This is a genomic window from Acinetobacter sp. V115_6 (genome assembly GCF_031799025.1).
GTDB lineage: Bacteria > Pseudomonadota > Gammaproteobacteria > Pseudomonadales > Moraxellaceae > Acinetobacter > Acinetobacter pittii.
In genome coordinates this window covers 1-22924 of the sequence record NZ_JAVQNO010000006.1, presented here as the reverse complement: position 1 = coordinate 22924, position 22924 = coordinate 1, and the positions used below count along the sequence as shown (strand labels likewise).

The following is a 22924-nucleotide window of genomic DNA, read 5'->3' as shown; positions in this document are numbered from 1 at the left end:
CGCTCATAGCTCAGCTGGATAGAGCACTTGGCTACGAACTAAGGGGTCGGGAGTTCGAATCTCTCTGAGCGCACCAACTTGAAGAATTAACCGCTTTTATAGCGGTTTTTTTGTGCCTGTTTTTTAGTACTTTAAAAAAATCTAAATTTATAACTTTTTAATTATATTAGAGATAATCATAAATGAACTTAGCTTTATTTGACTTTGATGGCACGATCACTCATAACGATACATTCAGTCTATTCCTTAAATTTTCTTTAAATAAAAAAACTCAAATACTAGGTGGTATTCGACTTGCACCTTATATAGCGGGTTATAAGCTTGGATGGGTAACCGATAAAACTATTCGAACTAAACTCTGTCAGGTGGGATACGTGGGCTATGATGCGGCTTCCCTAAAATATATGGGACAAGAGTTTGCTAAAAATATCCTTCCTACCTGTGTGCGTCAAAATGCTTTGGAACGTATTCTCTGGCATAAACAACAAGGTGATCAGATTGTTGTTGTATCTGCATCATTAGGTGTTTATTTAGAAAGCTGGTGCCAATCTTTAGATTTAGACGTTATATGTAATCAACTTGAAATACGTGATGGTATTTTGACAGGTGATTTTATTAATGGTGATTGTGGTTATTTAGAAAAAGTAAATAGAATAAAAAACAAATATGATTTAACTCAGTATTCTACAATTTATGCTTATGGTGATACACCTAATGATTATGCAATGTTAGAGCTGGCGCATAAGAAATATTATAGATGGGAAGAAGTGAATTAATATTTAAAGATATATTAATAAATAAAGCCACTTGTAATAAGTGGCTTTATTTTAATGACTTATATTAAACAGTATTGAAAGAGTTTTCTAAGAAGTTATCGGTAAGTAATGATGTAGGTACGATAGTATGCGTTGTATTAGTTACGCTTGATACTGTCGATGTTACTCCACCGAGTAAGCTACCACCAGTTAATCCACCTAGTAAATTAGAAATAACATCTAATCCGCCTTCACCAGTCACACCGCCCGTTAAGCTACCCACGATATCTGTTACGATGCCGATAGGGTTGTCTGTACCGCCAGTAACGCCACCAGTTAAGCCGCCTAGAAGGTCGGTCACTAAGCTAAGAGGACTATCACCATCTACGCTACCAGTTAAACCGCCAAGTAAATCAGTGACTAAGCCTAGTGAGCTATCTCCACCAGTAACCCCACCAATAGTTCCTGTCAATCCACCAATGATTTCTGTTACTAAGCCAGTAGCAGTTGTGCCATTTGTAATCAGCGTATCGAGAATACCGGTAGCAGATTCAGTAGCACCTTGAATGTCTCCACCCACTAGATCAGAAATGACTTCAAGCGTGCCATTTACTGTGTCACGAGAAGTTTCGAAAGTTAATGTGCCGAGGTCTGCAAGTTCAGAAACAGGATGTTCTGCTTGTGGAAGAATGCTGATAATTGTATCTGCAACTGTATCAATGCCAGTGTTGATAATTTCAGTTTTTAAGCTTTCTACGCCCTGAAGAATATCAATACCGCCTTGAACAACATCAATCACTGGAGCGATTGGAGATGTGCCATCACCGATACCGCCAGTTACGCCGCCGATAATATCGGTAATTACTTCAAGCGGATTACCATCAACACCACCAGTTACACCACCGATAATGTCAGTAATTACTTCAAGCGGGTTGCCGTCAACGCCACCAGTTACACCGCCAACGACATCTGTAATGCTTCCGACAACGTCAGTAACAATACCTGTCGCAGTTGTACCATTAGTGATTAATGTTTCAACGACACCAGTAGCAGACTCAGTTGCGCCTTGAATGTCTCCACCCACTAGATCGGAAATGACTTCAAGCGTGCCATTTACTGTGTCACGAGAAGTTTCGAAAGTTAGAGTGCCAAGATCAGCAATTTCAGAAACAGGGTGTTCAGTTTGAGGAAGAACACCAATGATAGTATCAGCAACAGTGTCGATACCTGTGTTGATGATTTCAGTTTTTAGGCTTTCAACACCCTGAAGAATGTCGATACCACCTTGAACAACGTCAATAACTGGAGCAATTGGAGAGGTTCCAAGATCAATACCGCCAGTTACTCCGCCAATAATATTAGTTACTGTGTCTACAGGACTTGTAGAACCGATACTGCCAGTAACAGTACCAACGGCATCAGAAACAAGGCCTGTTGTGGTTGTTGTAAGGGTATTTGTTACTGTAGATAGAGTATCTGAAAGTAAACCAGAAGTTGATATCTGGCCTTCAATTGAAGAGCTACCAGTTACAGTAGTGTTCACCGATACAATATTACCCAAATCTTGAGTAATTTTTGATATCGAAGATACGAGGTTTGTTAGTAAGAACATGTTGGTCTATTTCCTATATAATTTTGTATTTTTAAGTAAGTATTATTTATTGCGCTTTATAATTAATGAGATGTGTATCTCAATAATTGCGATTTAGTATTGGTTAGATCTCAAAAGCTGTCAATGTGTATTTTTAGTCACATTTTTTGTTATTAAATAATATTTAAAGAAATAATAATTTATTTAATTTAGACATAAAAATAATAATAATTTTTATATTATATAATTTTAACTAATTATTTTTTTAATCATATTTTCACTTATTTGAAGCATTATCATAGTTAAATTTCAAACAGTCTTATAATAGTTAGGTTCAACCAGAAATATATTATTTATATAATGTTGACTAAAACAGTAGCCTTTATCTTCTAGATAGATGGCAAAAAGCTTCAAAAACTTTATAAAACTTATTTGAAAAAAAATATTTCAGATACATCTTTGGTGAGCAAAGTTTCAATAATTTTAGCTATAAAGCTATGTAAACTAGAGTGATGGCTAAGAACTAGACGTTTGATGACAGAAAGATGAAAAAAGGCTTCCTAAGCCTTAAAAAATGCGTATAATGCGCAACATCAAGTACGCGCTCATAGCTCAGCTGGATAGAGCACTTGGCTACGAACTAAGGGGTCGGGAGTTCGAATCTCTCTGAGCGCACCACTTGAAGAATTAACCGCTATTTATAGCGGTTTTTTTGTGCCTGTTTTTTATTATTTTAATTTAAAAGCTAGTGCTCATGGCAACCAGCTCTTAAATGATTTGAAGTTGAAAAAAATTAGCCAAATGTTTTAAAACGGCTTTCGTCTTCAATAAAAGCTTTTTCACCTGCTTCGCCTTCAATTGAACCAAATACTAATTGGGCTCTTAGTTTCCATTGCGCAGGAATATCAAAAGCAGCATTAATTTTCTCATCGATAATTGGATTGTAATGTTGTAAAGAAGCACCAATACCTTGTTCAGCTAATACATTCCACACTGCAAATTGTGCAATTGCTGTTGAGTGTTCAGACCAGACTGGGAAATTATCAGCATACAATTCAAATTGCTCTTGTAAACCTTTAATTACATCTTGGTCTTCAAAAAATAAAACTGTACCAGCACCCGCTGCAAAACTTTGAATTTTTTGTTCAGTTCCAGCCAGTGCTTCGGCAGGAACAATAGTTTTTAATACATCTAAAACAATATTCCAGAAATTTTGATGAGACTCATTAAATAAAATTACAACGCGAGATGATTGAGAGTTGAACGCTGAGGGGCTATGTTTGACCGCTTCTTGAATCAATTCTTCAATTTCCGAAGGTATATGCTTTAAATTTTTTCCAATCGAATAGATAGAACGACGTTTTTTAATTAATTCTAAAAAGCTTGGCTGATTGAAAAGAGGGGACTCTTGAGTGGCTTGAGTAACCACATCTTTTGAGACTGTTGCTTTTTGATTTAAGCCAAATAATTTTGCAAAGAAAGACATGAGACATTCCACTAAGAAGGGGATGCTCTTATTGTAGAAATTTTAAAAACTGAAATAAGCTCAAAAAATATGAATTTACGTTCTATATATGCAACGTAGTTGATCTTCGAATCTCATCATAAGCTCTACTTTTAAACAAAATAAAAAATAGCCTTTGATTCATTTTAAAGCTGAAATGAATATGCTCTAATAGTTTCGATTTATTGAGTATTGATGCAGTGCAATGACTGAGCAAAAAACAGCTTTATCTTTACGTTATTATTTGAATTTAGAAGAGTCACAAGATGGATTTTCATTAGTGACATTTGGGAAAAAGCAATTTACCCGTTTTCTTACACCTGCAATTAGTATCGCAATTATTATTTGGGGATTTTATTTAGGTCTCTCTGGTGTTGGACGATATTATGTCGGGTTAGGCGTTTTTTTTCTGGTGATGCAAGGCCTGATGCGTTACTGGCTTTTACCTATGTTATTTAAGCGTCAATTTGTTCGTTACCAGTTTGGAAAGAGTGAGCAGGGAATCGACTTATATCAAGATTACTTTGAGCTTTATGCCAATGGTCGTAAGCAAGTGATGCAATATGCAGATGTACAAACTTTTGCTAAAGGCAAACTGACTTACATGCTTGAGCTAAAGAATAAAACTGTAATTATTGTACCAAAGCGTGCATTTGCACAGGTTTCAGATCAAACCATATTTGAAAATACATTTAAGAAATAAATTATTGGAATTATTAGCCGCAACAACAAAGGAAGCCTCATGAATACACGTCCTTCAAAAATCGTTTGCGTGGGCAGAAGTTACGCCGATCATGTCAAAGAATTAAATAATGCTATGCCTGACAGCCCTATATTATTTATTAAACCACCGAGTAGCTTGATTGGTTTAAATGACGGTATTTCTTGGAATCCAGCATGGGGCAGTTGCCATTTTGAGTGTGAGTTAGTGTTACGTATTGATCAACCTTTGAAAGGTGAAACTGACCCTGAAAAAGCTTTAAAAGCGATTGGGGCAGTAACTTTAGGTCTTGATTTAACAATGCGTGACTTACAGAATGATCTGAAAAGTAAAGGCCACCCATGGGAGCGCGCTAAAGCTTTTGATGGTGCTTGTGTTTTGGCAGATTGGGTTGATACAAAAGAAATTACCAATTGGCAAGAGACCAAATTCACTTTCCATATTAATGACGAATTGCGTCAAGATGGTAATACTGCACTGTTAATGTTTACTATTGGCGAACTTTTAACTGATATTAATCAGGTTTTTTCACTAGAACCAGGTGATGTGATTATGACAGGTTCACCTGCTGGGGTTGGGCCATTACATGCAGGCGATCAGTTGAAAATGAGATTAAAAGGTGCAACGCAAGATTTTGCATGGGAAACTTTTGTAAAAGCATAACCCATTCCTAAAATTGCCAATTTTTAACCCTATTATTTTTTAATAATAGGGTTTTTTATTGGGTAGGAAAGAGTGCCTATACTATTAAATAGTTTACTTTCTTATTTCTCTTCAAAAATTGTTGAGAGCGGAATAGAAAGTTTTGCTGCTAAATAATCATTAGATTCGACCAAGGCAGGTCCTATTTTTTCCATCCATTCATCATCATCGTGTACATTTAGAACATCTTCACGTAATGGTAAAGGGTATGGGAGAGCAGTGAAAAAACTCCAAAAATCAACTTGGGATAAATTGCGCGCGAGAACATATTCATCTTTATCGGTACGTTTAACCAAATTTTGCTCTTCAAGTAAAAGTACATAAGCTGGCCAGCGGCCAATTTCTCCGCGACCTAAAATTTCTAAAGCTTCTTTGTCACTTACACTTTCACCGAGTTTCTGTTTTTTATAAAACAGCTCGAGAATATCTAATAGCATTAAAACAGGATGACGTTTCTGCTCTTTACCTGAATGAAAAGCAGTTAGAGCAAAACTTACTTCTACGCCAAGTAAAATAATGTTCCATGACAGGAAGATCCATAGAAGGAAAATTGGTACTGCTGCAAATGCACCATAAATAATTTCATAACTAGTGAAATTTGACATCACAAAGCTAAAGAAATTTTTGAGTATTTCAAATAGTACAGCACTTAAACAAGCCGCTATTCCTGCTGCATAAACTGGGACTGTGCGATTGGGAATGGTCCAATATAAAATGAAGAAACCCAAAATAGTAAGTACAAAAGAAATTAGCCAGAGTAGAAATGCGCCATCAAGTTGATAACCTGTGAAGTTATTGCTTAATAAGTTCATCGATGCAACTGTTGATGAAATAACAAATGCGCTTCCTAAAATAATGGGACCTAAAGAGATGATCGTCCAATAGCGCATAAAGCCCATAATGCCACTACGAGTTTCTTTTACACGCCAAATACGGTTAAAGACGGTTTCAATTGAGGTCAGCATTAAAACAGTAGTAACGAATAAAAAAAGCACACCAATAACGGTTAAGTTGCTAGATTTTTCTGTAAAAGCATTTAGCGCTTTATCAAATGCGATCGTGCTCTTCGGTAAAAAATTACTATAGATTAAATGTTGCAGCTGTTGTCTTGCGGGTTCTAACGCTTTGATTGAAGAAATAATTACTAAAAAAACCGTTAACATCGGCACAACTGCGAATAGCGTTGTATAGGTGAGAGAGCCAGCTTGTTCACGGCACCGATCAGCTTCAAAACGCTTAAATACATATAAAACGAACTGAAACCAGGTTTTATTATAAAAAGGAAGCTTACTTAAAAAACGTTGTAACATGCGTCGTCTATCCCGATTTTTTTAATCATCATGTTGGGCGATTGATAGCTTATCAAAGTATGAGCTTAAGTACTCAAATCGTAGATTAAAGCAAAATAATAACTTATAGAATTAAAGACATTCTGTAAGTTTACTATGCGCTATATAAAGAATTGTAGCCATAAACTTTTTTCAACAAAGTAGGCTTTCTGTTGTCTAAGCAAGGGTTTACCAAAAGTAGATAAACTTTTTACTCAATGACTCCGAGAAATTTGCTCGTGTGATCTTTTGTGCTACACCATCAATCACCTCTAGAATTTCATAAAACTGTTTGCGCCAAAAAAATAAAAAATCCCGTATAGTGTTCTTTTTAACAAAATTTATGAAACCGATGCAACCTTACATTCTTGTACTCTATTACAGCAAATATGGTTCTACTAAAGAAATGGCTCATTTAATTGCCAATGGTGTTGAGTCTGCGGGTATGTCAGTGAAAATTCGGACAGTACCAAATATTGCTCCAGCTGTCACAATAGCCGAGCCAAGCATTCCGGAAGAAGGTGATATCTATTGTACGTTAGATGATCTAACGAATTGTTCAGGTTTAGCGTTAGGTTCTCCAACCCGCTTTGGCAATATGGCAAGTGAAATGAAATATTTTTGGGATCAAACAACGAGTCTTTGGCTCAATGGGGCATTACATAATAAACCCGCTTGTGTTTTTACTTCTTCTGGTTCAATGCATGGTGGGCAGGAAAGTACTTTACTCACTATGCTACCGCCGTTATTTCATCATGGCATGATGATTTTGGGATTACCTAATGCAATTCCAGCCTTATCTAATACTAAAACAGGGGGAACACCTTATGGCGCAAGCCATGTAAGTGGACCGCGTCATGACCAAAACTTAAGTCAGGATGAAAAGATTTTGTGTGAAGCTCAAGGCAAACGTTTAGGAGAGGTTGCCAAAAAGCTTTTAGTTTAGTTTTGAGCAAATAAAAAAGAGCGGATATCCGCTCTTTTTTAGGTGTACATCTTATTCTTTTACAAAAGTAACTTTGCCATCTGTAAGAGAGTGTACACGTGCTAATGATTCAACGCGGTAGCCTTTTTCAAGCAATAAATCACGACCTGGTTGGAATGATTTCTCAATCACAATACCCACACCTACAACTTCTGCATTTGCTTGGTGAATTAAATCAATCAGGCCTAATGCTGCTTGACCATTTGCCAAGAAGTCATCAATAACTAATGCTTTATCAGTTGAATGAAGATGTTTATTTGAAATCGCAATCGTGCTTTCAGTTTGTTTAGTAAAACTAAATACTTTAGAGCGATATAAGTCATCTTTTAAGGTCAATGACTGATATTTGCGAGCAAAAATTACAGGTACACCAAGTTCTAAACCTGCCATGATTGCAGGTGCAATACCTGATGCTTCAATGGTAATAATCTTGGTAATCCCTGCATCTTTAAAGCGAGCGGCAAATTCTTTACCAATCTGCTGCATTAATACAGGATCAATTTGGTGGTTTAAGAAAGCGTCGACTTTCAAGACTTGATCAGATAGAACGATACCTTCTGTTAAGATTTTCTGTTCTAGTGCGTGCACGGGAGAATCCTCTAGACGGATGCTTTTTAAAGCAAATGCGTATTTTAAAAAGCATCCAAAAAAATGCAAGCTTTAATTCGTCTTACCTGTATAACTTGTTAATAACAATCCATAAGAAGTTTTACCATCAATATGACTGACTTTAACTGGTAAATAATCTAATTTCGGCGCTAACCAAAAGATTGTACTGCGTTCAGGTTTGTTGTGTTGTAAAACCACTTTAATGGTATCGAATGTTCCATAAGAGGTTTTAATTTTCTCATTACCTTGTTTTACAAATCGACGATTTTCAACTTCTTTTGCATCTGCAAGTGGGTAAGATGCTTTAAGAGAACCATTTTTTAAGTCTTCACGAAGCTGTAACTCTGCATTTAGCTCATCAAGAACACCTGCCTGCCAAGCGAATGAACGGGCTTTATCATCTTTCTTTGTAGAAATGATTTTGCTATTGGGATTGAAGTTAATACTCATGGTGTTGTTATGAATCAAAATTTTGCTGGTGCGGCTAAAACTTTGAGACCCGATTTTGCCATTAGTGAAACTGAATTTACTTGTTTCACTTGCAGAAGCAATTCCACCTGCTTTTGCAGTGAAATTATAAGTCCAGTTATTACCTTGCTGGCTTAAGGCACGTGTAGCCGTACCCATACCCTTGTTATTATAAGTAAACTGATAATTTGCCTGAAATGGGCTCATGGCAAGAGCATGACTTGAGAAGCCTGCAAAAAGCAAAGTTGTTGAAATACCTGTTGCGATGCCAAATGATTTCAGAAATTTTGTTGCCATAAGTAAGTATCCTTGTACAGACTAAAAAGTCAGTGCTGATGCATCTGTAACTTAAACATATTATGCCTGTTGATCATGGAGAAAAAATCAGGATTTATGCTAAATGTGTAATCTATTTGTGTTTTTTGGCAGCCAATTAATTTTCATTTATAACGATTTATTCATCTTTTTGTTGGATTGGCGTTATTTCTGAATCTTCTAATTCATCTTCAAAATCGTCATCCTGATCACGAGAAAGTAAGGCTGCTAAATTCACATTTCCAAACACGACTAACTCAGCTTCACGAACTCTTGCATAATTTACATGTACTTTGCCTAAAGTCTCGATGATGCTGGCTTTTTTACCAAACCAACGATTGAGATCAAGGAATATAAGTTCGTCGCGTTCTTCTGCTACATTAAAACGTTCAAGAATCATCCCTAATGGATCTTTTTTCAAAATTTTATGGTAGTAAAAAACTGCTGCTTTTACGGCGATTTTTTGCCAAAAGTTTTTATATTTCGCCTCGATAATTTGTGTATTGCTAATTTGTTCAAAAACTAAAAGTTGTTGTTCTTTATTAAATTCCATCTGGATCAGTTTTAAATCAACCGATAATGTGGTTTCTAAACCTTTTACGTGCATGGTTGCATATAATCTTAACCAGTCATGATAAAGATCAGCATGTAGGTCATCTAAAAATTCAACATTATTGGTGACATAACGTTGTAAAGTGGCATTCAGAAAGGTTTGCGATAATGTAAAATCTCTTTCTTCCTCAATGAATGCTTCTGCTTTTTTATAGACTTTTTGAAGACGTCTGACTAATGAGGAAAATAGCGTTTGCATAAAAGAACTTCCAGAAGATAATTTACTAAAGAGCCCACACAATCTTTATTATGATAAAAAACGGGTTTTGATCTTGCAGTGTAACAAATTTAATTGATACATTTTGACAAAATGAAAATGGATAAAATCCTATATTTGAAGTGAATCACACTTTTATCCAGATTTGAATATCAGTTTATATTTTATTCGGTATTAAACCGTGGGGAAAAGGCATTTATATGCTTTTAAGATTATGTTGAACAAAAGAAGTCTATCTATAGAGTCTTTTCATTATTGGTGGAAAGACCGAGTCTTTATTGCTGCAACAATATTAGCAATCTTACTGCATATTCTTGTATTGCTCATTCACTTTGCTATGCCTAGCCCATCAGAGCAGTCTACTAAAGAAATTGCAATTTCAATTCGACCAACCAATGAGCCAGTTGTTCAGGCAGATTTTTTGGCACAAGCAGACCAGCAGGGTTCAGGTGCATTTCGTGAGGCTCACCGGACTTCTAGTGATACTCCCAATCCGATGCTTAATGATGCTTCAACGGGGAATGCAGAGTTAGAAACTTTGCAAAAGATTCAGCAACAACGAGAGCTTAAATTTGAAGAAAAAGTTCTAATGACGGTTTTAAGTTGGCAGAAACAAGCTGATGCAAGTCAAAGAAAAAAAGAATTAGAACAACTACAAAGTCAATTTCAAGCAAAAGCTGCGATGGTTGCAAGCCTTGAAGCACAATATTTGCAACGTAGACAAGATTTTAGTCGCCAGCAAAAAATAAAAACAGTAGATGGAATTCAAGCGAAGAAAGATGCCTCGGCTGCTTATTTAGATAAGTTTCGTGAAAAAGTAGAGCTTTACGGTAATCGCTATTATCCCGAAGAAGCGAAACAGCAGCAGCTCAAAGGTGAAGTTCGTTTAATGGTGATTTTGAACGCTCAAGGCGGAATTCGTGCAATTCGTTTGCTTGAAAGCTCAGGGCATTCAATACTTGATGAGGCTGCAAAGTCTTCAGTACGTCGCGGTGCGCCATTTGGGCATTTTGATGCAAATATGAAAGATATTTCGGAGTTACGTATTGTTCGTACTTGGCGTTTTGATCCAGCGGAAGCTGAATTTGAGGTTCACTAATTAAAAAATGTGGATAACTTTTAGGATATCCACATTTTAAGAATCATCGCATTATTCCTGATAAGGATTTGAAATATTAAGTTTTGCTAAAATTTCAATTTCTAAGCCTTCCATCTCTTCAGCATCTTCATCACTAGTTTCGTGGTCATAACCGAGTAAATGTAAAACACCATGAACTAATAGATGTGCAAAATGATTTTGGGCAGTTTTTTTCTGCTCTAATGCTTCTTGTAATACCACCGGAATACAAATAACTAAATCACCTAGAGGTAAGGCATCTAGCATTGGTAAAACTTCTTCGGGAATATCACTTGGAAAAGATAAAACATTAGTCGGTTTATCTTTTTCTCGGTACTGCAAGTTGAGTTGCTGACTTTCGTCCAGATCAACGCAAGCAACCCCAATTTCACAATCTTCTTTATAACCAACGTGGCGTAAAGTTGTCTCAATAATTTTTTTGAGTTGAGCTCGTTTGAGCTCTAACTCAGATGATTGAAAGTCTTGTTGTAAACTTAAACTGATTTTCAAAATGAATCCTTAAGCATCCTGATGTTGCAAGTCTGCTGCTGTATCGTTTTCAGCAACTAATGCTTCTTGACGTGCTTTGCGCTCAGCACGTGCTTCTGCATTAAGACGCTGTTGTTCACCATCCCATCCTTCATACGCTTCAACAATTTTTTGAACAAGTTGATGACGTACAACATCACGGGAATGGAAACGGGTAATATGAATTTCTTTAATATTCTCGAGTACACGTAGTGCATGTGCTAAACCAGATTGTTGGCCTCGAGGTAAATCTACTTGGGTAATGTCACCTGTAATCACTGCACGAGAGCCAAAACCTAAACGGGTCAAGAACATTTTCATTTGCTCTGGCGTTGTGTTTTGAGCCTCATCCAAAATTACAAATGAATGGTTAAGTGTACGACCACGCATATATGCAAGAGGTGCAACTTCAATCACTTGACGCTCGATTAACTTGGCAACTTTTTCAAAGCCGAGCATTTCGTAAAGAGCATCGTAAAGAGGGCGTAGGTACGGGTCGATTTTCTGAGTTAAATCACCCGGTAGAAAACCTAACTTTTCCCCAGCTTCTACAGCAGGACGTACAAGTAAAATCCGTTGGATTTCATTACGTTCCAGCATATCTACTGCGGCGGCAACTGCTAAATAGGTTTTACCTGTACCCGCAGGGCCAACACCAAAAGAAATATCGCTTTGCAAAATACGCTGTACATAGCGTTTTTGATTGGCACCACGTGGGTTAATACGCCCTTTTCGAGTCTGGAAGTAGACATCCATTGGTGCATCATGTTCATCCATCTCTTCTCCAACTAACTCGAAATTACGTTCAGTTTGAGAGGATTGAATTAACAGATGTAATAGATCGGCACTAATTTGCTGGGATGCTTCAGACTCTTCATAGAGTCGTTGCAATAATGCTTCGGCTCTCCCAACAGCATCAATCTCACCATCGATATGAAAAACATCTCCACGATGAGTAATTTTGACATCTAAACGCTGTTCAATTTGCTTAAGGTGCCCATTATAGGCACCCAAGATGCTCTTTAAACGTTCCATTGAAACTTCAGGAAATGTTACGGTACGTCGAATCGCTGCAGTCAAGAGAAAACCTTTCAGTAGACTTTAGAATACCTCTACATTACGCCACGTCAGGCTCAAGATTCAAGAGTTCACCGTAAACTAAATTTAAAGTTTTAATTTCAGTAATCTCGATCTCTGCAAAACGGCCAACCCAAGCAGCATCACCTACAAAAGTGACTAGACGGGTATTGTCAGCTGTGCCTAGTAAAATATTAGGGTCTTGATCAGAGACTTTTTCAATAAGAACACGTTCAATTTTGCCAAGCATTGCGTCAGTTTTTTCAATGCTAGATTGTTTAATCACTTTTTGAACTTGAGCTAAACGCTCTTTTTTAACGTGTTCAGGCGTAGTATCAGGTAAGTCTGATGCAGGTGTACCCGGACGTTTTGAATAGACAAAACTATATGAGTGATCAAAATCTAAGTCTTTGATAAATTGAAGTGTTTCGGCGAAGTTTTCATCAGTTTCACCAGGGAAACCAATAATAAAGTCACTCGATAAATGCATATCAGGGCGTATTTTTCTTAATTTGGCAATCTTGTCGATATAAACATCAATCGTATGATTTCGTTTCATTGCCTGTAAAACATCATTAGATCCACTTTGAACAGGCAAGTGTAAATGTGACACCATTTGAGGTAAATCTTCATAGCACTGAATGAGCTCGTCAGAGAACTCAAGTGGATGCGATGTTGTATAACGTAAACGTCCAATACCTGGAATTTCTGCAACGAGTCGTAACAATTCAGGGAAAGTACAGATGCCACCTTCGAAGGTTTCTCCGCGGTAACCATTTACATTTTGACCAAGAAGTGAAATTTCACGGACACCTTTTTCAGCAAGACCTGCAATTTCTGCAAGTACATCATCTAATGGACGAGAAACCTCTTCACCGCGTGTATAGGGAACTACACAGAAAGAACAGTATTTAGAGCAGCCTTCCATAATAGAAACGAATGCTTTAAAACCTTCTACACGTGGTTCAGGTAAAAAGTCGAATTTTTCAATGTCTGGGAAAGAAATATCAACCAGTTTGATTTTATCTTTTTTAGGTTTTTCTACTTGAGCATTATGTTGATCAAGCATTTGCGGTAAACGGTGTAATGTTTGTGGACCAAAAATCATGTCTACATAGGGTGCACGTTTTTGAATGTTGTCACCTTCTTGAGAGGCAACACATCCACCGACACCAATCACAAGATCAGGATTTTTATCTTTTAGTTTGCGCCAGCGGCCTAATTCACTAAATACTTTTTCCTGCGCTTTTTCGCGAATAGAACATGTATTCATGAGCAGAATGTCTGCTTCATTAGGGTTGGTCGTTAAAACATAGCCGTGAGAATCCCCTAAAAGGTCTGCCATACGGTGACTGTCATACTCATTCATCTGACACCCTTGCGTTTCAATATAAAGTTTTTTTATTGAAACATCAGTGGTGTGCGTTGGCTGGGTAACAGTGTTTTCTGAGGCAGCTTTGGCACCATTGGGAATGAAGGTTTGAACCGTCATGCAGGCTCCTAACAGATCGATCTAAAAAAGAATAAATTGGCCCAAAATGGGTCAAACTATTTATTATAGCAGTATTTGAGCTGAACCGATAACAGTAAACTTGCAGAACATGACAAGGTTTTTATGAAGTAAATTAGGTGGATTTTAATGATGTTGAATCATAGAGTTACATAACACAACAAAAGAAAGCACGAAGAATAATTAAACTATATGTTGAAGGTGAATAGTCAGGGTTTAGCACATATATGAGACCAAGTAGAAAGAGCTCATCAATCCATAGTCGTGTAATGAAAAATAAATATATGCATCGTAGCTGGTTAGGAGCTATGTGTTTACTTGGTTGTTCATTTACTTATGCTGCTGAAGAGCAGTTCAATGATGCATTAAATGCTGCAAATAGTGGTAATACCGCATTATTAGACCAATATCAGCTTGCTATGCAAAATGATGTATTGGGATATTATCCAGAATACTGGAAACTCAATACGAATCTTGGCTTTCAGCCTACAGCCTCTATCGTAAGCTTTGCTCAACGCTACCCACAATCAGCGATGGCTGAAAAATTAGCGGCCGACTATGTTGAAGAAAAAGTTAAACAAGCTGACTTTGCATCTGCACAACCTGTTTTATCTTATGTTACCAATCCTGACCAAGCCGAAAATTGTGCTTTAGCACAAGTGCGGGCGAAAAGCGGCGATGCGTTAGTTTTTGCTGAATATAAAGATGTATGGTTAGCAACTGAATCCCAACCAGAATCATGTATCGGTTTAGGGCGCATGATGTTATCTAGTCCTTTAATGAGCGCACAAGATAAGCAACAGCGTCTCTGGGTACAGTTACGTTCAGGTCTGTCTGGACAGGCACTTGCGACAGCACAGACTCTGGGTTTGAATTTGTCTTTGGCTCAGCTTAACCAAATTCAGGCCAACCCACTTAATTATTTGTGGAGTGCACCTAAGACAAATGATGCAGATTATGCTTATTTGATTTTTGCTTTAGGGCGTTTAGCTAATAATGACTTAAGTAATGCTTTTTCAAATGTGCAGCGTGTCGCCCAAGGTACGCCACAAAATGTACAAAAGTATTTATATCGTACGGTAGCCTATATTGGTGGCACCACGGTAATGAAAAATAATTTTAATCGTGAAGTTCTTCAATACTTTGATGCAAGTTATGGTTATCCATTAAGTCCGGAAGAAGCCGAAATTTATGCGCGTCAGGCGATTCGTTTTGGGGCGTGGGAAAGTTTAATTCGCGCTATTGATAGTATGACGGTAACCCAAAAACAAGAAGACCGTTGGCAATATTGGCTTGCTCGTGCGTCAGAGCAGCGTGGTGATAGTGCTTCTAAAGCAACAGCACAACAAATTTATAGAAAACTGGCTCAGGCGGGTGATGACTATCATAACCTTTTAGCAAAAGATCGTTTAGGTGAGCGTTATAACCACCAACCTTATGATGATCAGCCGACAGCAAGTGATTTAAGACGTTTAGATCAGAATATTCACTTTAATCGTGCTTTTACTTTAAGACGTATTAATGCAAATCCAACTTATACGAATCGAGAGTGGAATTGGGCAGTTCGTCAAGCGTATCTTCAGCATGATGACGGTTTACTTTTAGCTGCGGCAAAGCGTGCTCATGACATGGGGTGGTATGACCGTGCAATTTATGCAGCAGATCGTACAACAAATAAGCATAATGATACTTATCGCTATGTAACTCCACATAAGACTAATGTCGTAAGTCATAGTTACAATGCAGGAATTGATCCTGCATGGGCTTATGGTTTAATGCGTCAAGAAAGTCGGTTTGTTACTTCTGCGCGTTCTCACGTTGGAGCGGGTGGTCTTATGCAAATTATGCCTGATACAGCGAAGTTGATTGCACGTCAAATGGGTGAAACTTATAATCCGGCTGCATTAAATGAAATGAATACCAATATTCGATATGGAACATTTTATTTGTCGATGATTCAGGGACAATTAAGCAATAACCCTGTTTTGGCGACAGCAGGTTATAATGCGGGGCCTAATCGGGCTAGACGTTGGCAACCGGACTATCAATCAATTTCGGCTGACCAATATACTGAGACAATCCCATTGTTAGAAACCAGAGACTACGTCAAGCACGTTATGACGAATGCAACACATTACGGCGTAATATTAGGTCAAGGGGCCCAGTCGTTATCGCAGCGTATGAAAGTCATTCCAATGCGTACGTCGCCTTAACTTTAAGGTGGTTGATGATGGATCTTCTTTTAATTGGCATATTCAAGTTTTAATTAAATGAAATATAGATATTTGGAACTTCGTTCAATTTTGCAACTTGCATGGTGGCTCATCTGTGCGGGAGTAGGGTTGATGAGTTCCGTTTTACATGCCGAACCTGTTAATTTACAGGGGTATGTTATGCATGTGCAAATGACACCTGCCGCATGTGCATTAGATCCCTCTAAACAAAAACAACGTAAATGTCTTGAAGGATATTCACTGACAATTACAGGCCTCATGCCAGAAACAAACCAAAGTAATTGCTCAACAGACAGTTCTGCAACCTTGTCTCCATTGCAAGCCAAAGTCGTGGCTCGGGTTATGCCTGATAATAATGCTCGTGTACAGCTATGGAAAAGTGTAGGGGGGTGCGTTCCTATGAATGCAAGCCAATATTTCCGTACGGTTATTAATTTTGCTGAACGTTTAAAAATTCCGGCTAGTCTCACAAGTTCAACAAATGTTGAAATGCAGCAATCCGCGTTAAGACAGCAGTTTGTACGTCTTAATCCGAGCTTACCTCAAAATGGTATTCGTTTTAGTTGTCAATTATCACGTTCGGATGTGGTCTTAACGGAAGTGAAAGTTTGTTACACGGTAAAGGGCCAATATAAACAGTGTGCAAATCATGTGGTATCGAATTGCCCTGGTGAAATCATGATTAAAGGTAGTTATTAAAGCTTACCAACATTTCGTAAGGAAATGCTGACCATACATTGAATCTATTTGTAAAGATTAATTTGTATTTTCTATCAGACTTTTGGTGAAAACGAGTCGCTTTTACATGCATCTGCCAAATCTTTAGAGTACAATCTTTGCCGTTTATGATGATTTGGTTAGATGGAATTCCTATTTAGCCCGATTAAGGACACTCATTGGAGACAATTACATGAAGCAACCCGTTCGTGTTGCCGTGACTGGCGCTGCAGGTCAAATTGGTTACAGCTTATTATTCCGTATCGCAAGCGGTGAAATGCTAGGTAAAGATCAACCTGTTATTTTACAATTGCTTGAAGTTCCAGTTGAAAAAGCACAACAAGCGCTTAAAGGCGTAATGATGGAACTTGATGACTGTGCTTTCCCTTTATTGGCTGGCATGATCGGGACTGATGATCCGAAAGTTGCATTTAAAGATGCTGACTACGCATTATTGGTAGGTTCTCGTCCACGTGGTCCTGGTATGGAACGTGCTGACTTGTTAAAAGTTAACGGTGAAATTTTCATCGGCCAAGGTCAAGCATTAAACGAAGTTGCTAGCCGTAACGTTAAAGTATTAGTTGTAGGTAACCCTGCAAACACTAACGCTTACATCGCAATGAAATCTGCTCCAGATCTTCCAGCGAAAAACTTCACAGCTATGTTGCGTCTTGACCACAACCGTGCGTTGACTCAAGTTGCTCAAAAAGCTGGTGTTGCAGTTGCTGACATCGAAAACTTAACAGTTTGGGGCAACCACTCTCCAACAATGTATGCTGACTACCGTTTTGCAACTGCAAATGGCGAAAGCTTAAAAGACAAAATCAACGATCCAGCTTGGAACAAAGACGTATTCCTTCCAACTGTTGGTAAACGTGGTGCTGCGATCATCGAAGCGCGTGGTTTGTCTTCTGCTGCTTCTGCTGCTAACGCTGCAATTGACCATATGCGTGACTGGGCGCTTGGTACAAACGGCAAATGGGTAACTATGGGTATTCCATCTGATGGTTCTTATGGTATTCCTGAAGGCGTTATGTTCGGTTTCCCTGTAACAACTGAAAACGGTGAATACAAAATCGTTCAAGGTTTAGAAATCGATGAATTCAGCCGTGAGCGTATCAACTTCACTCTAAACGAGCTTGAAGAAGAACGTGCAGCAATTGCTGACATGGTAAAATAATTCATCAGCTTGATGAGTTAAAAAAGCACTCTTTTAGAGTGCTTTTTTATTAAATCCTGAAAAAGCAAACACAAAAAGCAACAAGAAAATATAGACACTATCATGCAAGTAAAAACGTTTTATTGTTAGATTAGTTAATAGATGATTTAAAAGAAGTTATAGGAGAATAACAATGTTTGAACAGCAACCGACTTTAGAGCTTTTATTTGATCAGTTGGGTTTAGATTCTGATGAAGCAAGTATTGAAAACTTTATCAAAACACATCAATTGCCAGCCGAGCAAAAATTACATGAAGCGTCTTTTTGGTCAAAGGGCCAAAGCGATTTTTTGAAGAGTCATTGGGAAAAAGATGATGAGTGGATTGTGGTGATTGATGAACTGAATGAACAACTACATGAAGACAGTGTGAAAAAATAATTTCAAAAAAATAAAGCCTGTTTTACAAGTAATATGTAAAACAGGCTTTATTACATTAAGAGTTTAATGTGTTTTTACTTTTAATTTATCTTTATACCATGGCTCATGACGTACAAGGTCAAATACAGGTTGGCCATGAAGCAATTCAAGATCACATGTAGACGTTGATAAATATTTAGTTAACCAATGTCTTGTTAATGCTGACTCTTGTCGTGCTGCTGACGCATATGCCAAGAAGAAATAGATATCAGCATGTTCATGATGTGCTAATGGCTTCAAAATTTGTTGAGTAATCAACGCAAAACGTTTTTCTTTATTTAGTTCAAAGTAAAGCATATACGCTTTGGCTAAGTGTAAAGACAAATTAAGGTATAAGCTCAATGGCATTTCTTCATATTCCATGCGAGCTTGTTCAAGCAAGACAATAGCTTCTTGTAGAAAATGAAGTTGTTCTTGGCGAACACGACTTAATACTACAAGTTGCATGCGTAACTCAGCACGCTCTAAAGCAAGCTCAGGCGTATTTTCAGTCAAATAAAGTTGGTCTGTTTCACCAATTCGGTTCACAATTGTTTTACTTTCAATAGACATACGCCATCACCTTTTTTAATCAATAGCTCTTATATCGGGTTCATTTATCAAATTTAAAGAGTAACCTTTAAACCCAAATAGAATTTCCGCTACGAAGCCAAGCTGTAATAGAGAGTCTTTGCTGTTTTGAAATTAATACTTCATGTAGTAAATCACTTTGAAATATTACCAGTCGATTGGGTTCGGGATTAACAATATGCCATTTCTCGTTTTTATCTTGTAGTCGCAATTGCCCACCCCAATCCTCTTGCCATTCTGGATGTAGATAATAGACAGTTGAGATAATACGATCATTTTTTTGTTGAGGATTGTCTCGGTGTAAAGCATAAAATTCACCCAAATTATAACGAGCAAAATGAGCTTCAACCTCTTTAATCCCTAAATAGAATGCTTGATTTAGACTTTGTGAAAATAAAGTTAAGGTTTCAATATGTTGCTGAGCAATAGGGAGCTGATCATTAATCCAGAGAATATGGTCGCTACGAATATTGCTTACAACGCCGTTTTGAATGCCTGCTTCTCTAAATTCATCCATATGATGGCTACATTCTTGAGAAACCTGTGCGCGATATTGATCTGGATATGCTTGATTTATAATGGCAAAGCCATGCGCATTTAAATCATCTAAAATTTGATCTAAATTCCATGAATCAGGAAGTGAGTGGGAACGCATATAACCTCGAGTAGATCGTAAAAATATCAAGCAGCTCTATTTTAGATGATCACAACCTTACGAAAGAATATTTTTTTCATGTTAAACTATTTGTTGAATTGAGGAATTAAAGTCAACATGAATTACCGTCACCATTTCCATGCGGGCAACTTTGCAGATGTTATGAAGCATGTGCTTTTGCTACAGCTTCTCAACCGTTTAAATGCTAAAGATAAACCTTATCGTTATATCGATACGCATGGAGGGGCCGGCAAATATGATTTATCTCTGGCACCTGCACAAAAGTCTGGAGAATTTCTCACAGGCATTCATCGTCTAGTTCAACTATCTGAAATGGAAAAGCGTCAGGCACCTGAAGCAATCCAACAATATTTGAAGTTAGTCGAACAATTGCGTTCTGAAGAAGGTAAGGGAAGCTATCCAGGTTCTCCTTGGTTCGCTCTGCAAGGCATGCGTGAAATCGACAAGGCGACTATATTTGAAATGCAGCGCGATGTATTTCAGCAATTACGTCATAACATTCGTGATAAACGTGCAGGTTTACATGAGCGTGATGCATATGAGGGCTTGCTCGGCGTAATTCCGCCAAAAGAAAAGCGCGGTCTGGTTATGATCGACCCTCCTTACGAATTAGAACGTAAAGACTTTCCGCAATTAGTTGAACTTTTACAACAAGCTTATAAAAAATGGCCAACAGGCGTTTTTGCAGTTTGGTATCCAATCAAAGACCGAGCGATGATTGAACGTTTTGAAAAGAAAATGTTTAAAACGGGCATCCGCCGTCAGTTAGTTTGTGAAATTTGTGTATGGCCAGATGACACCCCTGTAGGTCTAAATGGTTGTGGTCTATTAGTGATTAACCCACCTTGGCAGTTCTCTGAGCAAGCAGACCAAGCACTACAATGGTTATTCCCGCATCTTCGCATGCAAGAAACTGGTGGTCATGCTGCTGTTCGCTGGTTGGTAGGTGAGTAACAGTTAACTTAAATCAATGCACATGTTTGGAATAGAAAATAATGACAAATGCGCCTAAACCAGAGCAAGATTTAACTCATAATGAACATTCATTTGATGGGATTACATTTGAAGTGGTTGAAGAAGAAGATAATCCGGAAGGACAAAAAGTGAAGCGCCGAGGTATTTATCTTTGGCCTAACTTAATTACAACCGCTGCTCTGTTGTCCGGTTTCTATTCCATCATTGCAAGTATGAATGGGGATTTTAACCAAGCGATCTATGCCATTTTTATTGCAGCGCTATTGGATGGCTTAGATGGTCGAGTTGCTCGAGCAATTGGCGCACAAAGTGCTTTTGGCGAGCAATATGATTCTCTCTCAGACTTGTTAGCTTTTGGTGTGGCTCCAGCAATGCTGATGTATAGCTGGAGTTTGCATGATTTAGGTCGTATTGGTTTGGCTTGTTGTTTTGTTTATACAGCCTGCGCAGCCTTCCGACTAGCGCGTTTTAATGTGCAAATTGGCGTTGTTGATAAGCGTTATTTTATCGGCATTGCAAGTCCACTCGCTGCTATTATTATTATTTCACTCGTCTGGGTTGCTCGCGATTATCCTTTCATTTTTGATTTACGTGATATTGCGATTCAAACTATTAATGCTGTTCTTATGGTAATTGTGGGATTACTCATGATTTCCAATATTAAATATTATTCTTTCAAGCAGATGGATCGTAAACGCGTTCCTTTTGTAGTTATGTTGCCAGTAGTACTGATTTTTGCGGCAATCACTTATAATATTCCAATGGGCATTTTGACAGTTTCAATTATCTATGCTCTATCTGGTTTTGTTACGACTTTATTTGCACGCAAGAGTAATGAAACACTAAAAACATAAAATAGAAGAGGTTCAGTATGCCTAAGTTGATAAGTGAAATTAATCAATTACAGCAGCTGGGCCCTAATGTTAAAGAGGGGGTTGTTTATCAACCTTCTCGTGGCTTTTTTAAAATTGTTTATCAAGGCTTGATCCTTCCTAATTTACCAACCCCACTTCGTTATTTTAATTATATTAGTTTAGTGGGACAGCCACGTATTCCTCTGTGTTATAACGCCCCTAGCATTACAACTTCAGCTATCGACACTGCAACAGTGCTTGTAAGTAATAGCCAACATAGTGTGGGACATTTAAAAACATATTCTATTCGACGCCAATGCCAGTTTGATTCGGCGCTATATCAATTTGATAAAACCGACCTGATTCAATGGCAAATTCCCGTGATTCGCCTTCAACGATTAGACCCAGAAATGGGGTGTGATCTTACGATTCAGATTCCAGAAAATATATCTAATGCCTCTGCTTTGCAGTGGGGTGTTTCTGACTATTGGTCAACACTATGTGTATGTGAAGGGGAAATTTTTTATAAAGGACAGAAATATCAAATTGAAGGGTTGGGGCGATTTAAACACGCGCGAGCTTTGCACTTGCCGTTCTTATCTTTATGTTTCTATACGTGCCAAATTATTAACTTAAATGAAACGACGCAGCTTACATTCTTACAAATAAGAAATCAGTGGAATATCATCCTATGTTCAAGATTAGATATTCAAGAATTTGGGAAGCCTGTTGAAAGTTTTACAGAAGACGTAAATTTACATATCCACCGAGTTTATCCAAAGGTTAAAACACCAAATGGTAAAGAGATGTACTTGCCTAGGGAGTTTTCTTGGCAATGTGAGAAAAATGGAAAAATAATTTTTGAACTTTATGCACAAAGTCGTGGTGATTATAAGTTTGGGTTGGCGGCCGGATATGTGGGAAGCTTTCAATATCAATTAAGTTGGAATGAACAGTGTCTGCAAGGAGAGGGGGGATACTGTGAATATATTGATTGTCGCCCACTTAGATGGCAAGAAAAGAATCAAGACGAGAAAATTTTAGATAAACTGATGCTTTTACAACCATGTTTATATAAAAAATGACTATTTTTATCGTTTTTGATTAAAAAGTGAACTGTTGTTGCACTAATATTAAAAAAGGTATTGCAAAGGGAATGTAATGGTCTATAATGCACATCCATCGGCGGTGATGCAGATAGAAACTTGTTGAAAAACAGTTA

Annotated in this window: 23 protein-coding genes, 1 tRNA gene and 1 pseudogene; 14 read left to right on the top strand and 11 right to left on the bottom strand. The window is 37.7% G+C overall.

Annotated features, from left to right (window positions below):
* Positions 1–182 precede the first annotated feature (182 nt).
* Positions 183–776, top strand: coding sequence for an HAD-IB family hydrolase (locus RMA94_RS01115; RefSeq protein ID WP_017386975.1), 594 nt, complete (start codon positions 183–185; stop codon positions 774–776).
* Between the two features lie 64 nt (positions 777–840).
* Here the strand turns inward: RMA94_RS01115 and RMA94_RS01110 are convergent, their stop codons facing one another.
* Positions 841–2367: a hypothetical protein gene (locus RMA94_RS01110; protein ID WP_311081505.1), complete on the bottom strand. Its 1527-nt coding sequence runs from the start codon at positions 2365–2367 to the stop codon at positions 841–843.
* A 372-nt stretch (positions 2368–2739) separates the two neighbouring features.
* Between RMA94_RS01110 and RMA94_RS01105 the strand changes: the two genes are divergently transcribed.
* Complete coding sequence (locus RMA94_RS01105; protein WP_147548252.1) at positions 2740–2859, top strand: hypothetical protein; 120 nt, start codon at positions 2740–2742, stop codon at positions 2857–2859.
* 88 nt (positions 2860–2947) lie between these two features.
* A tRNA-Arg gene (locus tag RMA94_RS01100) sits at positions 2948–3024 on the top strand.
* Between the two features lie 115 nt (positions 3025–3139).
* Here the strand turns inward: RMA94_RS01100 and RMA94_RS01095 are convergent.
* Positions 3140–3832 carry a nitroreductase family protein gene (locus RMA94_RS01095; RefSeq protein WP_130172989.1) on the bottom strand — a complete coding sequence of 231 codons (693 nt, stop codon included), beginning with the start codon at positions 3830–3832 and terminating at the stop codon, positions 3140–3142.
* A gap of 223 nt (positions 3833–4055) precedes the next feature.
* Here RMA94_RS01095 and RMA94_RS01090 point away from each other — a divergent pair, with 223 nt between their 5' ends.
* Both RMA94_RS01090 and RMA94_RS01085 read left to right on the top strand, forming a co-directional pair.
* Complete coding sequence (locus RMA94_RS01090) at positions 4056–4553, top strand: YcxB family protein (RefSeq protein ID WP_017400426.1); 498 nt, start codon at positions 4056–4058, stop codon at positions 4551–4553.
* A 39-nt stretch (positions 4554–4592) separates the two neighbouring features.
* Entirely contained in the window at positions 4593–5234 is a 642-nt protein-coding gene (locus RMA94_RS01085; RefSeq protein WP_063097840.1) for a fumarylacetoacetate hydrolase family protein, read from the top strand.
* Between the two features lie 101 nt (positions 5235–5335).
* Here RMA94_RS01085 and RMA94_RS01080 read toward each other — a convergent pair whose 3' ends face one another.
* Positions 5336–6583, bottom strand: a complete 1248-nt coding sequence (locus RMA94_RS01080; RefSeq protein WP_002119535.1) for a YihY family inner membrane protein — start codon at positions 6581–6583, stop codon at positions 5336–5338.
* 361 nt (positions 6584–6944) lie between these two features.
* On the opposite strand from RMA94_RS01080, the gene wrbA reads away from it, so the two are divergent.
* Positions 6945–7547 (top strand): NAD(P)H:quinone oxidoreductase, encoded by a 603-nt coding sequence (gene wrbA / locus RMA94_RS01075; protein WP_171518721.1) that lies wholly within the window; start codon positions 6945–6947, stop codon positions 7545–7547.
* Positions 7548–7598: 51 nt separating this feature from the next.
* Here wrbA and RMA94_RS01070 read toward each other — a convergent pair whose 3' ends face one another.
* From RMA94_RS01070 to RMA94_RS01060, 3 genes are all read right to left on the bottom strand, one after another.
* On the bottom strand, positions 7599–8174 hold the full coding sequence (locus RMA94_RS01070) for a xanthine phosphoribosyltransferase (RefSeq protein ID WP_002119547.1): 576 nt from the start codon (positions 8172–8174) through the stop codon (positions 7599–7601).
* 72 nt (positions 8175–8246) lie between these two features.
* Complete coding sequence (locus tag RMA94_RS01065; protein ID WP_311081499.1) at positions 8247–8960, bottom strand: DUF3108 domain-containing protein; 714 nt, start codon at positions 8958–8960, stop codon at positions 8247–8249.
* A 157-nt stretch (positions 8961–9117) separates the two neighbouring features.
* Positions 9118–9789, bottom strand: a complete 672-nt coding sequence (locus tag RMA94_RS01060; RefSeq protein ID WP_086265329.1) for a hypothetical protein — start codon at positions 9787–9789, stop codon at positions 9118–9120.
* A gap of 232 nt (positions 9790–10021) precedes the next feature.
* Between RMA94_RS01060 and RMA94_RS01055 the strand changes: the two genes are divergently transcribed.
* On the top strand, positions 10022–10906 hold the full coding sequence (locus RMA94_RS01055; protein WP_311081496.1) for a TonB family protein: 885 nt from the start codon (positions 10022–10024) through the stop codon (positions 10904–10906).
* 51 nt (positions 10907–10957) lie between these two features.
* Here RMA94_RS01055 and ybeY read toward each other — a convergent pair whose 3' ends face one another.
* The 3 genes from ybeY to miaB are packed head-to-tail and all read right to left on the bottom strand — an operon-like array spanning position 10958 to position 14021.
* Entirely contained in the window at positions 10958–11434 is a 477-nt protein-coding gene (gene ybeY, locus RMA94_RS01050; RefSeq protein WP_130625962.1) for an rRNA maturation RNase YbeY, read from the bottom strand.
* A gap of 9 nt (positions 11435–11443) precedes the next feature.
* Complete coding sequence (locus RMA94_RS01045) at positions 11444–12532, bottom strand: PhoH family protein (RefSeq protein WP_199964081.1); 1089 nt, start codon at positions 12530–12532, stop codon at positions 11444–11446.
* A 37-nt stretch (positions 12533–12569) separates the two neighbouring features.
* Complete coding sequence (miaB, locus tag RMA94_RS01040) at positions 12570–14021, bottom strand: tRNA (N6-isopentenyl adenosine(37)-C2)-methylthiotransferase MiaB (protein ID WP_046813479.1); 1452 nt, start codon at positions 14019–14021, stop codon at positions 12570–12572.
* A 287-nt stretch (positions 14022–14308) separates the two neighbouring features.
* On the opposite strand from miaB, the gene RMA94_RS01035 reads away from it, so the two are divergent.
* From RMA94_RS01035 to RMA94_RS01020, 4 genes are all read left to right on the top strand, one after another.
* Positions 14309–16252: a lytic transglycosylase domain-containing protein gene (locus tag RMA94_RS01035; protein WP_202724336.1), complete on the top strand. Its 1944-nt coding sequence runs from the start codon at positions 14309–14311 to the stop codon at positions 16250–16252.
* Between the two features lie 57 nt (positions 16253–16309).
* Positions 16310–16972, top strand: a complete 663-nt coding sequence (locus RMA94_RS01030; RefSeq protein ID WP_005804634.1) for a ribonuclease T2 family protein — start codon at positions 16310–16312, stop codon at positions 16970–16972.
* Between the two features lie 211 nt (positions 16973–17183).
* The gene (locus tag RMA94_RS01025) at positions 17184–18170 is read left to right on the top strand and encodes a malate dehydrogenase (protein WP_002119517.1); all 987 of its coding nucleotides are present in this window, start codon (positions 17184–17186) and stop codon (positions 18168–18170) included.
* Between the two features lie 172 nt (positions 18171–18342).
* The gene (locus tag RMA94_RS01020) at positions 18343–18588 is read left to right on the top strand and encodes a DUF2789 family protein (protein ID WP_002119522.1); all 246 of its coding nucleotides are present in this window, start codon (positions 18343–18345) and stop codon (positions 18586–18588) included.
* Between the two features lie 63 nt (positions 18589–18651).
* On the opposite strand, the gene RMA94_RS01015 is transcribed toward RMA94_RS01020, so the two are convergent.
* Both RMA94_RS01015 and RMA94_RS01010 read right to left on the bottom strand, forming a co-directional pair.
* Positions 18652–19179, bottom strand: coding sequence for a hypothetical protein (locus RMA94_RS01015; RefSeq protein WP_002119538.1), 528 nt, complete (start codon positions 19177–19179; stop codon positions 18652–18654).
* 67 nt (positions 19180–19246) lie between these two features.
* A complete protein-coding gene (locus RMA94_RS01010; RefSeq protein ID WP_014207717.1) occupies positions 19247–19852 on the bottom strand; it encodes a 2OG-Fe(II) oxygenase in 606 nt (201 codons plus the stop codon).
* Between the two features lie 117 nt (positions 19853–19969).
* On the opposite strand from RMA94_RS01010, the gene RMA94_RS01005 reads away from it, so the two are divergent.
* The 3 genes and pseudogenes from RMA94_RS01005 to RMA94_RS00995 all read left to right on the top strand — a co-directional run bounded on the left by RMA94_RS01005 (position 19970) and on the right by RMA94_RS00995 (position 22806).
* Positions 19970–20827, top strand: coding sequence for a 23S rRNA (adenine(2030)-N(6))-methyltransferase RlmJ (locus RMA94_RS01005; RefSeq protein WP_002119552.1), 858 nt, complete (start codon positions 19970–19972; stop codon positions 20825–20827).
* A 41-nt stretch (positions 20828–20868) separates the two neighbouring features.
* Entirely contained in the window at positions 20869–21702 is an 834-nt protein-coding gene (gene pssA / locus RMA94_RS01000; protein ID WP_002119541.1) for a CDP-diacylglycerol--serine O-phosphatidyltransferase, read from the top strand.
* Between the two features lie 17 nt (positions 21703–21719).
* Positions 21720–22806: pseudogene (locus RMA94_RS00995) on the top strand (DUF6670 family protein).
* Positions 22807–22924 lie beyond the last annotated feature (118 nt).

What these genes read in the sequence shown, in the direction of transcription:
- RMA94_RS01115 (WP_017386975.1), top strand. Translation starts at nt 183, where the DNA reads ATGAACTTAGCTTTATTTGACTTTGATGGCACGATCACTCATAACGAT.
- RMA94_RS01110 (WP_311081505.1), bottom strand. Translation starts at nt 2,367, where the DNA reads ATGTTCTTACTAACAAACCTCGTATCTTCGATATCAAAAATTACTCAA.
- RMA94_RS01095 (WP_130172989.1), bottom strand. Translation starts at nt 3,832, where the DNA reads ATGTCTTTCTTTGCAAAATTATTTGGCTTAAATCAAAAAGCAACAGTC.
- RMA94_RS01090 (WP_017400426.1), top strand. Translation starts at nt 4,056, where the DNA reads ATGACTGAGCAAAAAACAGCTTTATCTTTACGTTATTATTTGAATTTA.
- RMA94_RS01085 (WP_063097840.1), top strand. Translation starts at nt 4,593, where the DNA reads ATGAATACACGTCCTTCAAAAATCGTTTGCGTGGGCAGAAGTTACGCC.
- RMA94_RS01080 (WP_002119535.1), bottom strand. Translation starts at nt 6,583, where the DNA reads ATGTTACAACGTTTTTTAAGTAAGCTTCCTTTTTATAATAAAACCTGG.
- wrbA (WP_171518721.1), top strand. Translation starts at nt 6,945, where the DNA reads ATGAAACCGATGCAACCTTACATTCTTGTACTCTATTACAGCAAATAT.
- RMA94_RS01065 (WP_311081499.1), bottom strand. Translation starts at nt 8,960, where the DNA reads ATGGCAACAAAATTTCTGAAATCATTTGGCATCGCAACAGGTATTTCA.
- RMA94_RS01060 (WP_086265329.1), bottom strand. Translation starts at nt 9,789, where the DNA reads ATGCAAACGCTATTTTCCTCATTAGTCAGACGTCTTCAAAAAGTCTAT.
- RMA94_RS01055 (WP_311081496.1), top strand. Translation starts at nt 10,022, where the DNA reads ATGTTGAACAAAAGAAGTCTATCTATAGAGTCTTTTCATTATTGGTGG.
- miaB (WP_046813479.1), bottom strand. Translation starts at nt 14,021, where the DNA reads ATGACGGTTCAAACCTTCATTCCCAATGGTGCCAAAGCTGCCTCAGAA.
- RMA94_RS01035 (WP_202724336.1), top strand. Translation starts at nt 14,309, where the DNA reads ATGAAAAATAAATATATGCATCGTAGCTGGTTAGGAGCTATGTGTTTA.
- RMA94_RS01030 (WP_005804634.1), top strand. Translation starts at nt 16,310, where the DNA reads ATGAAATATAGATATTTGGAACTTCGTTCAATTTTGCAACTTGCATGG.
- RMA94_RS01025 (WP_002119517.1), top strand. Translation starts at nt 17,184, where the DNA reads ATGAAGCAACCCGTTCGTGTTGCCGTGACTGGCGCTGCAGGTCAAATT.
- RMA94_RS01020 (WP_002119522.1), top strand. Translation starts at nt 18,343, where the DNA reads ATGTTTGAACAGCAACCGACTTTAGAGCTTTTATTTGATCAGTTGGGT.
- RMA94_RS01015 (WP_002119538.1), bottom strand. Translation starts at nt 19,179, where the DNA reads ATGTCTATTGAAAGTAAAACAATTGTGAACCGAATTGGTGAAACAGAC.
- RMA94_RS01010 (WP_014207717.1), bottom strand. Translation starts at nt 19,852, where the DNA reads ATGCGTTCCCACTCACTTCCTGATTCATGGAATTTAGATCAAATTTTA.
- RMA94_RS01005 (WP_002119552.1), top strand. Translation starts at nt 19,970, where the DNA reads ATGAATTACCGTCACCATTTCCATGCGGGCAACTTTGCAGATGTTATG.
- pssA (WP_002119541.1), top strand. Translation starts at nt 20,869, where the DNA reads ATGACAAATGCGCCTAAACCAGAGCAAGATTTAACTCATAATGAACAT.